2 protein-coding genes and 2 pseudogenes are annotated in these 6,949 nt (G+C 68.1%); 2 read left to right on the top strand and 2 right to left on the bottom strand.

What is annotated here, in order from left to right:
- A pseudogene (locus I8748_RS35445) lies at positions 1–226 on the bottom strand (serine/threonine protein kinase); the annotation flags it as partial.
- A gap of 85 nt (positions 227–311) precedes the next feature.
- A pseudogene (locus I8748_RS36390) lies at positions 312–836 on the bottom strand (RNA polymerase sigma factor); the annotation flags it as partial.
- 243 nt (positions 837–1,079) lie between these two features.
- On the opposite strand from I8748_RS36390, the gene I8748_RS28470 reads away from it, so the two are divergent.
- Together I8748_RS28470 and I8748_RS28465 are read left to right on the top strand one after the other, a co-directional pair.
- Positions 1,080–5,924, top strand: coding sequence for an FG-GAP repeat domain-containing protein (locus I8748_RS28470; protein WP_198127861.1), 4,845 nt, complete (start codon positions 1,080–1,082; stop codon positions 5,922–5,924).
- Positions 5,925–6,010: 86 nt separating this feature from the next.
- The coding region (locus I8748_RS28465) for a hypothetical protein (RefSeq protein ID WP_198127860.1) at positions 6,011–6,949 on the top strand (939 nt) is incomplete at its 3' end.

Below are 6,949 nucleotides of genomic sequence, written 5' to 3'. Positions count from 1 at the left end.
GCCAGGCGGCCAGTGTCGGCCCGTCCACGAACCCGGCCGCCAGGTACGCCAGCCCGCGGTCCTCGCCGACCTCGTACACCGGCACGATCCCGGGGTGGTCCAGCCGGGCGGCGGCCCGCGCCTCCTGGCCGAACCGGGCCCTGAGGCCCGGGTCCGCCAGGACCGCGAGCTGGGGCACCTTGACCACGACGTCCCGGCCCAGGTCCGGATCCTCGGCCAGGAACACGACCCCGTACCGCCCGGCCCCGACCGCGCCCGACACGGATGGGGAAGTCCGGCTCGGCCGGTTCCGGGGCCGTCGCGCGGAGCCGCTCGAGAGCCCGGAGGAACACCTTCCGGGCGGCTTCCTCCGTCCGGCCGAGGTGCTCCCCGATCTCCCGGAACCCGAGCCCGCAGTCGAGCCGCAGGGCCAGTACCGACCGGGCGTCGGCGGGGAGGCGTTCGACGGCCGCGGCCACCGCCTCGGCCCGCTCCGCCCGGATCAGGTGGTCGATCGGCTGCGACCCGGTGGCGGCGGAGGCGTCCGCGGCGTCCACCGGGGCCTCGCGGGCGGCGTCCCGACAGGCCGCCCGGTAGCGGCGGCGGAAGTCGGCCAGCTCGTTGGCGAGGATGCCCCGGAGCCAGGCCCGCAGCTCGTCGAGGGTACGGCCGCAGAACCGGGCGCGGGCCAGGTACGCGTTCGCCAGGGTGTTCTGGACCAGGTCGCTGGCCCCGCCCTTGGGGGTCAGGTAGTCGGGCATCTCGGCGGCCGCGACCGTGAGCAGGAACTGGCGGCAGGTCTCGAGCGCGGCGGCGAACCGCTCGCCGGACGGAGATGGAAACGACGATTGGATCATAATTGGGCGATTCGGCCGTGTGGCAAGTGATTCGGGGTAGGTGGGTGGGATGATAACCGGTCGGGACGGTCGGATCAATTCACTGTCCGCTTTTCGCCCCGCGCGGCGAAAGGGATGTGGACACCACTGTTGGGGTCGGCTGGCGGAGAGCCCTGTTTGGCGGTGATCGGGCTGCCGCTCGGGCATTCACCAGGCCCCTCCGCCGCGCCGGGAGTCCGTCGCATTCTCACTCGGAATCCGCCCATGCGCACGCCCGCCGATCTGCAGTACCTCCGCTCGCTGCCGTCCGAACGCGACCGGCGACCGTCCCTTCGCTCCTGGCTTCAAGTCGAGGCTTTGGAAGAACGGACTACGCCCGCCTCGTTCAGACTTGACAATCTGCCGATCGTTGCCGTGAATTTCGGTTACGACGAGAGCGCGGCCACGGCGAGCGGGTATCGCAGTTTCGTCGGTCTGGGTGGCGCGTACGGCGGGGGAGAAGACCCGACCGTCACGGTGACCTTTTCCCTGAACGGGGACAGCACGTCACTGACCATCGTCCCGGACGACCCGAGCGAAGAAGGCCAAGAGGTCTCGGTGACAATCGAGGGCAGTATCTCGGCTTCCGACTCACAGAACGACTCAGGTGCTCCAGCCGCCCAGGCATCGGGGCAAGTTGCGTTCGGTACCGAAGACCCTTTCGTAATGTTTACGAAGGTCGGAGTGTCTGGTTCTAGCAGGGAAAGTATCACGCGTACCGTGATTGTTGGGAAGTCGTACCCGCTCCCGATCTCGGGGTCGGGTAGCGTCATCATCGTTGACAGTGCCGGCTACCACGTTCTTAGTTTCAACCTCGTTGTCGGGATCTCCGTCGGCGCGGTCGTACCGCGAGACACCGTGGCGGACGATCTCAAGTTGAACGTCCCCGCCCCGGGCTCGACCGACCCGTTCGCGGGGGCCACGCTCCATTACCACAACACCACCGAGCTCCTTGCCGCCCCGAAGGTGGAGTACTGGTGGGCCAACGCCCCGACGCTGGACGCCGCGACGGTCAAGTACCCGGCCGGGCCGGGCAAGGCGACCCTGTCGCACACGCTCTCGCCGCTGACCGGCCCCCGACAGAAGACCGTCACCGCCGGCGAGGTCGGCCAGCCGGGCGAGGACGTGCGATACCTGGTCGCGGTGATCGACCTGGACGGCGAACCCGCGGCGGCTCGGGGCAACAACTCAGCGGCGGCAGCACTGTCCCAGTCCAAGGACGTGGCTGCTGGTACAGTAACCTACGAGTTGCGTGAGACGCTCGCGGACGACCGAGTCCGAGTTACCTACTCGACCACCGGGCTGACGGCAGCGGACGAGTACTCGATTACGCTCGTCTGGTCTCGGGACGGGACGTGGGAGAACCGATTGGGTAAGGCCTATTCCTTCCCGGACGAGGACATCAAGAAGACCGATGGCCCGCACCCAGTCGAGATCAACCCGGCCGCGCTGACCTCTCGCCCACAGGACGCGAAGTTCCTCCTCCTCGTTGTGGATTCCGACGGGACGTCCCTCGCCGGTCGAATCGATGAGGGGGCGAACGAGGCCAACAACATCACGAAGCTGGATAAGAATCTAGACGTCCGACCGGACATTGCCGACATCTCCGTCGACTGGCTGCCGCAGGGGGCCGTGGCTGACTACACAGTCCGCAACCGATTCTGGGCTCCGGATGGGATTATCGCCCAGCCATTCTGGGACGTTAGTCAGGCGACCCTGGCCAAGCCAACGAGTCGCCTTGGGGGCTTCGTCACCTTCACGGCGGACGAACTCGACGTGCCGCCCAGCCACGCACATTCCCTTCGGGTGAACTTCGCATTCTCACCCCAGGCCACGTTGAGCGAGGTCAAGACAGACAACAATCAGGCGTTCGTCGCGATACCGGCAGTTAAGCTGCAGCCGATCATCGAGAAGATTGTTACGAATCACGGCGGCGCCACAGCAATCCGCAAAGCGGAATACCGCGTCGTCGTGAAGCTGCAGAGCCAGGCTCCGTTCCACATGACGTACGACCTGAATTGGGAAGAAGTCGCTCCTCAGGACGTCGAGGCGTTTACACGCAGCTCCGGCGTGACCCCTATCAACCGCGCGGGCACGAACCGTTCGATCAAGCTACTCGCAGGCAAGTCGACCACTGTGACGTTAGGTGACGACCAGACGGCGATCGGGTTCAACCGCACCTGGGACTGGCTCGATCCGAAGCTCCAAGGTGATCAGACGCCGTACGACATGATGGTCGGATTCCTAACCCATTCGAGCGGACAGCAGTTTCTTGATGCCTATTCAGCTGTCCGTGAGAAGGTCGAAAAGTACAAGGACGCGATCCCCGGGTCTGCCGAAGCGCTCGAGGCCTTTGAGGGGTTAGGCGACACCGTCCGCGAGATTACGGAGTTGGCCAATGCATTCGCCGCCACCGAGTTCCCACGAGCGATAAAGCAGCAGGTCGTGACGTACAAGGTCACCCCGGTTGCGGCCTCGACCTTGGGTGCCCCCGAGATGAAACCAGGGAATATCACTCTCGAAGTCCAGGACCGAAACGACGGATTCCTGAAGGCTTTCCAGGCCGGCAGTCTGAATACGAAGTACCTGATCGACTCCATCTCGAAGGCGTTCTCCAACGAAGACCTAGCCGGACTGGTGACAGCCGTGACCCGGGTGGACCAGAACATCGCGGCCGTCAACAAGCTCTACATCGACGCAGTCGACCCACCGGACCCCGACTACCAGACGCCGGTCGGCATCCCGACCGCACCCACACCGGTCGTTGACGAGCGATTGCCCGCCATCTACCAGCAGCAACTTCAAGTCGGGCGGTGGATCACGACACTCGACGCGGCCGCCCGGTCGGCCCAGGACCGATGGCTGGGGGCCGCGGTCGCTGGCGACGCGGATGCGGCTGCCGCCCGGCTGGTCGACCTGTCCGCCCTCGCCACCCGGTTGGCGGCGGCCTACGCGGCTGAGGTCCGGCTGACGGCCCTGGCAGAACTGGCCGTACCCGCCGGCCCGCCGTCGTCCGAACTGCGTGACCAGATCGCCGCCGGCGGCCTGCCGGCCGAGGTCGCGGCCGCATTTGCGGAGGTGGGAGCAAGCCAGGACGTGACCAACGCATTCAAGTCGGTCGTCTCCTCGAACGGCCTTGCGGCCGGCGGCCCGACGAGCCTCACCGTGATCTCCAGTTTCATGGGGGCATTGGCGGCGGAGCGGGCGGCGGACGCGCTGGCCCAGGCCATCCAGATTCGGACAGCTGAACTCGGTCAATCGGTTCGCCCGCCGACGGTGGGAGAATTGGCCGGGGTGACTGCGGCTCGGAATGAAATCGTAGCTCTCCTGAGCGACAGCCTGCCGACGGACGCGGTGATGCTCAAGGTCACCGCCTTCCTGGACTGCGTCCGGTCCCTGGTACTGGTCACGAACAACTTGGGGGCGCTTCAGGGCAGCCTGAGCTTCGGGTACGGCGCTCTGTTCGCCCTGCCGCAACTGGCCCTGACGCCTGCCGACTACGCGGATACGGTTCAATCTCTGGCGGCCGCAGGGCGCGTCTCACAGCCACTGGCTAGCGCGGTCGGGGCAGAACTGGCCCAGGCCCAAGCCGGGTTCGGGGCGGGGGATTTCGACGACGCGTTCGCGGCGATCGGGCGGGCACAATCGCTGGTGGCCGCGGCTACGGCTACCGAGGTCTCGCCGGAAGTGGCATCACTGCTGTCGGGCTCCCTGGGACTCGCGCTGTCCGCAAATAACCCGCCAGTGGCTACTCTTCCGTCGAACACCCCGCCGCGCATCTCCGGCGTGGCGAACGTCGACATCCGGCAGGACGTGACGAGCGGCGGGATCCCGCTCTCCGTGTCCGACGCCGAGACGCCATTCAATCAGCTGTTCATCTCCGCCACGTCGTCCAACCCGGACCTGATTCCGGACTCCGGCGTGGTGTTCGCCCCGACCGGCGTGTCGCGGCAGATGGTCCTCGTGCCCAACCCCGGTAAGACCGGCATCGCGACCATCACCCTCACTGTCCGCGACGCCGGAGGACTAACTGCTGCCACCTCATTCGTCGTTACCGTCACACCTACTCCGCCAGCCCCCATGCTCATCGGTGGCTCAGCGGACGGCAGCGTCAGTGTGTACACGCCTTCCACCAACACAATCACGACCGTCCAGCCATTCGGATCGATTTCGACCACCGTCCGCACCACCTCCGCCGACGTGGATGGAGACGGTACGGCGGACACTATCGCCGTCACCGGTCCGGGCGTCCCTGTCCGCGTCACCGTCCTCAGCGGCAAGGACGGCTCCGTCCTGGTGCAGCCGTTCGACCCGTTCGGCGGCGACTTCCGCGGCGGCGGCTACGTCGCGGCGGCCGACCTCGACCGCGACGGCCGCGCCGAGTTCGCCGTCACTCCGGATGAGGGTGGCGGACCCAGGGTCACCATCTTCACGATGAACCCGGACGGTACGCGCTCGACTCGCGCCAACTTCTTCGGGATCGACGATCCGAGCTTCCGCGGCGGCGTCCGGGCTGCCGTCGGCGACGTGAACGGTGACGGCACGCCCGACGTGGTCGTGGCCGCCGGGTTCGGCGGCGGGCCGCGTACCGCGATTTTTACCGGTCAGAGTGCCCTCGCCGGTAACCCCACGCGGCTGGTCGCCGACTTCTTCGCCTTCCCGGGCAGCGACGCGGTGAACCTGCGGAACGGCTCCTTCGTCGCGGCCGGCGACATCACCGGGGACGGGTTCGCCGACCTCGTCTTCGGTGGCGGCCCGGGCGGCGCCCCGCGGGTGTTCGTCCTGTCGGGCGCGCTCGTGGTGGCGGGCGACGTGGCAGGGGCGCAGGCGGCCCCGGTCGCCAACTTCTTCGTCGGCGGCAACCTCAACGACCGCGGCGGGGCGCGGGTCGCGATCACCAACGCCGACGGCGACGGGTTCGCCGACCTGGCGGTCGGGAGCGGGGCCGGGCGACCGGCGAAGGTGCGTGTTTACCTCGGCAAGGACTTCGGCGGTAACAGTGAGCCGGCCGCGACCGACCTCGACCCGTTCGGCGGGGCAGTCCTCGCCGATGGAGTATACGTCGGGTGACCACGAACTCAGCCGTACAGCCGCACATTCCCGCGACGGCGGGTCGGGTGGCGGCTTTCTTGTGATTTGACCGAAGGACATCGCCCGTGAATCTGGAATTGACCCGCCTCGAAGACCGTCTCACCCCGGCCAACAGCGTGCCGGCCGGGGAGTTCAACTGGCTCCAGGCGACCCCTGCCGGCGGGCTCTCGGAACTCGTCTGGGTCGGGACGACGCTCACCTACCGCACCCGCGCCGGCCTCGGCTGGGACGAGGAGCCAGTCGTCGCCGGCTCGGGCTACGCCTCCAGCACCTACCCCGACCGCGACACCGTCCAGCGGGCGTCCCAGGCCGCGCAACTGGCGTTCACCGCGGACGGAACCGCCCACGCCTTCCTCCTCGCCCCGGGGTTCGACGCCAGTCTTGGCGTGGGCGTCGACGGCGTCCGGCACTACACCCGCGGGGCCGGCGGGTGGGCACTGACCGAGACCATCCCGCTCGGCCCGAACCCGGCCGGTCCGTTCACCCCGCCGGCCGACAACCTGACCGCGGCGGTCGGCCCGGGCGGGGTCTTCCACCTCCTGGCCCATCGGACCGTGCAGCAGTCCACCATCGGGTCCGTCGGCCAGGGAGAACTCCTCTACGCCACGAACAAGTCCGGCGCGTGGGCGGCCGGGCGGGCACTCCTGACCGGGGACCAGGGCCAAGACGTGTTCTCGTCCGGCGACCGGTTCGCACCGCGGTTCCTATCGATCGCCGCCGACTCGCAGAACTTCGCCCACATCACGTACAGCACCGGGTTCTTCTCGGCCGGGTCGTTCGCGGCCGTCCGGAGCGACCTCGGGTATGCGACCAACCGGACCGGGGCGTGGGTCGGCGAGACGGTGTACGGCCCGCCGGACGGGACCGGGGACGCCGCCCTCGGGGCGAGCGTCGCCGTCGCCCCGGGGGACGTGCCGGCGGTCGCCAGCTACTTCGTCGACCGGGCCCCGACCGGGTCGCCGGCCTCGTCCCAGTTGCTCTATCACGTCCGCGGGGCGGGCGGG

The organism is Amazonocrinis nigriterrae CENA67 (assembly GCF_016056305.1).
Taxonomy (GTDB): Bacteria; Cyanobacteriota; Cyanobacteriia; order Cyanobacteriales; family Nostocaceae; genus Amazonocrinis; species Amazonocrinis nigriterrae.
This window is presented reverse-complemented; position numbering and strand designations above follow the sequence as displayed.